This window comes from Pectinatus cerevisiiphilus (assembly GCF_004341685.1).
Classification (GTDB): Bacteria; Bacillota; Negativicutes; order Selenomonadales; family Selenomonadaceae; genus Pectinatus; species Pectinatus cerevisiiphilus.
This window is the reverse complement of sequence record NZ_SMAA01000039.1, coordinates 1-2,361: the sequence shown is the minus strand read 5'-3', so window position 1 is coordinate 2,361 and position 2,361 is coordinate 1. Positions and strand designations below refer to the sequence as shown.

Genomic DNA, 2,361 nt, shown 5'->3' with positions numbered 1-2,361 from the left:
AATGTGCAAACATATATGAAATGCCGCTAACCCTTGTAACTACAATACAGGATTAGCGGCATTATTGCTATACACTATTTGATTGATCGCTTACAGTACAAGCGCAGTAGGAAAATTATCCTGCTGCTTTTTTACAATTAGCAATAAACATCAATCTATTACGGAATCTCTTAAAGTTCCTGACACCGAAACAAATTCTTTTAAAATCTAATTTTTTTTAATAGCAACTTTTCCTTTTTAAATATAAATAGCTATATTCGTTAATTAAATGCATTCAAAAGCAATAATATATTTTAATAATCTTCCTAAGGAGCATCATCAATGCTATTGACAATTACATTTGAAACTGTTATAGTTCTTAACCGTGATGCTAGTATTATCTCATATATCCTCGATAATATGGTTCGAGAGTCTCTACCCGACCACCGTAAATGGTTGGACTATGAGTGAAAAAATACTGTGTTTAGGAAGTATTTTACTTTAATATATTATGTTTTAATAATATTATCTTAGGATAAATCTCCATGGCAGTTGTTTCACTCATACGAGTGATACTTCTTCTAGGTTATTTTTATTTTAGGAGGTTTTTTAATGTCGATTCAAGATCTATTGGCTGCTATTGGTGTTATTATCAATGGCTTGCCGCAAGGCCTTTTGGCTCTAACCTTTGGCTTTGCATCTGTTCCAACCGCTGCTGGTTTTATAGTTGGTGCGATTGGCTGTGGTATATTTGGTATTATTGCTCCTATTTCTTTTCAGGCCGAAACAATTACTCTAGTAGGTACTATGGGGCGTAATATTAACGAACGCCTTTCAATGGTATTTTGGGAAGGTTGTATTTTACTTATCATTGGTTTGCTCGGTGTATTTTCTAAAATAGTTGATTTAATAGGCCCTGTAATTACTAATGGGATGATGGCTGGTGTTGGTATTCTTTTAACAAAAGTTGCCATTGATATGACTAGACGTAATCCATTTATGGGTGGAGTATCTATTGTTAGTGCTCTTTTAACCTATTACATAACGCCTGACCCTGGAAATAAATTAGTATTTACAATAGTAATTTCAGTGATTTTAACAACATTTATTGGAATGATTACTAAACAGGAAATTAAATTTCTTTATAATCCAGAAAGAGAAAAATTTAGTTTACAAAAACCTATTATGAATCGTAATGTACTTCGTGGAGCACTAGGCATTGCTACTCTTAATATAGGTGCAAATATTGCTTTTGGTAGTATTACTGCTCATACCATTGCAAAATCAAGTATTAATTTGGATCACTTAACTATTGTTAGCAGTCTAGCTGATATGGCTTCATCTTTATTTGGTGGTGGACCCGTTCAATCAATAATCTCAGCCACTGGTGCTGCACCACATCCTGTTTTAGCTGGTGTATTAATGATGGGGATTATGGCAGTAATTCTATTATCGAAACTTTTGCCTAAAATCGGTAAATTCGTTCCTAGTGAATCAATTGCCGGATTTTTACTTGTTTTGGGTGCGATTGTAACAGTTCCTACTAATGCTGCACTTGCTTTGCAAAGTGGTGCTGGTTCGCCTGATTCAATTATTGGTGGTGTTACAATGGCAGTAACTGCAATAACAGATCCATTCTTTGGCATGGTTGCTGGTTTAATAGTAAAAACTTTAATTTATTTATTTTAATAGGGAGTAATACCTTTGGATAAAACATATACTTTATCATTGTGTGGCCTTAAACGTAAATTACCAATAATTAAAATCAGTCCTGAACTGTCAATAGCTAGTTTTGTCATTTTAGGAGATACAGAATTGGTTTGTAAAACTGCACCTGAGATAATAAAAAAGTTACCTGATTTTGATATATTAATAACTGCTGAAGCTAAAGGAATTCCACTTATCTTTGAAATTTCACGCTTATTAAACCAAAATTATATTATAGCCAGAAAAAGTGTAAAATCTTACATGAATAATCCATTAACAGTTACTGTTAATTCAATAACTACACAAAAAGAACAAATCCTTTGCCTTGATGGAAAAGATGCTGCTGCAATTAAAGGAAAACGTATAGCTATTATTGATGATGTAATAAGCACGGGCGAATCTATTGCAGCCTTGGAAAAATTGATAGTTTCTGCTGGTGGTACGATTGTTGCTAAAGCTGCTATTTTAGCAGAAGGCAATGCTGCAAAAAGGACTGATATAATATATTTAAAAGAATTGCCATTATTTACAACCAGAAAATAATAAACAATTATACTTACGTTATATAACCTATATAAGGGATAAGGTATAATATTTTTCGCAAAATTAAATAAAGACATAGGCCTCGTCTTTTGCTAAAATTAAGTCGCCAAACAAAACCCGCAAAGGAGACGA

2 protein-coding genes and 1 riboswitch are annotated in these 2,361 nt (G+C 33.0%); both genes read left to right on the top strand.

Annotated elements, in window-relative coordinates; translation table 11 throughout:
* Positions 1 to 361: 361 nt before the first annotated feature.
* Positions 362 to 463, top strand: a riboswitch (purine riboswitch).
* A gap of 128 nt (positions 464 to 591) precedes the next feature.
* Complete coding sequence (locus EDC37_RS12160; RefSeq protein WP_132551732.1) at positions 592 to 1,668, top strand: NCS2 family permease; 1,077 nt, start codon at positions 592 to 594, stop codon at positions 1,666 to 1,668.
* Between the two features lie 15 nt (positions 1,669 to 1,683).
* Positions 1,684 to 2,229, top strand: coding sequence for a phosphoribosyltransferase family protein (locus tag EDC37_RS12155; RefSeq protein ID WP_132551730.1), 546 nt, complete (start codon positions 1,684 to 1,686; stop codon positions 2,227 to 2,229).
* Positions 2,230 to 2,361 lie beyond the last annotated feature (132 nt).

Bases quoted from the DNA above. Each gene is read 5' to 3' on its own strand.
- EDC37_RS12160 (WP_132551732.1), top strand. From the start codon at position 592: ATGTCGATTCAAGATCTATTGGCTGCTATTGGTGTTATTATCAATGGC.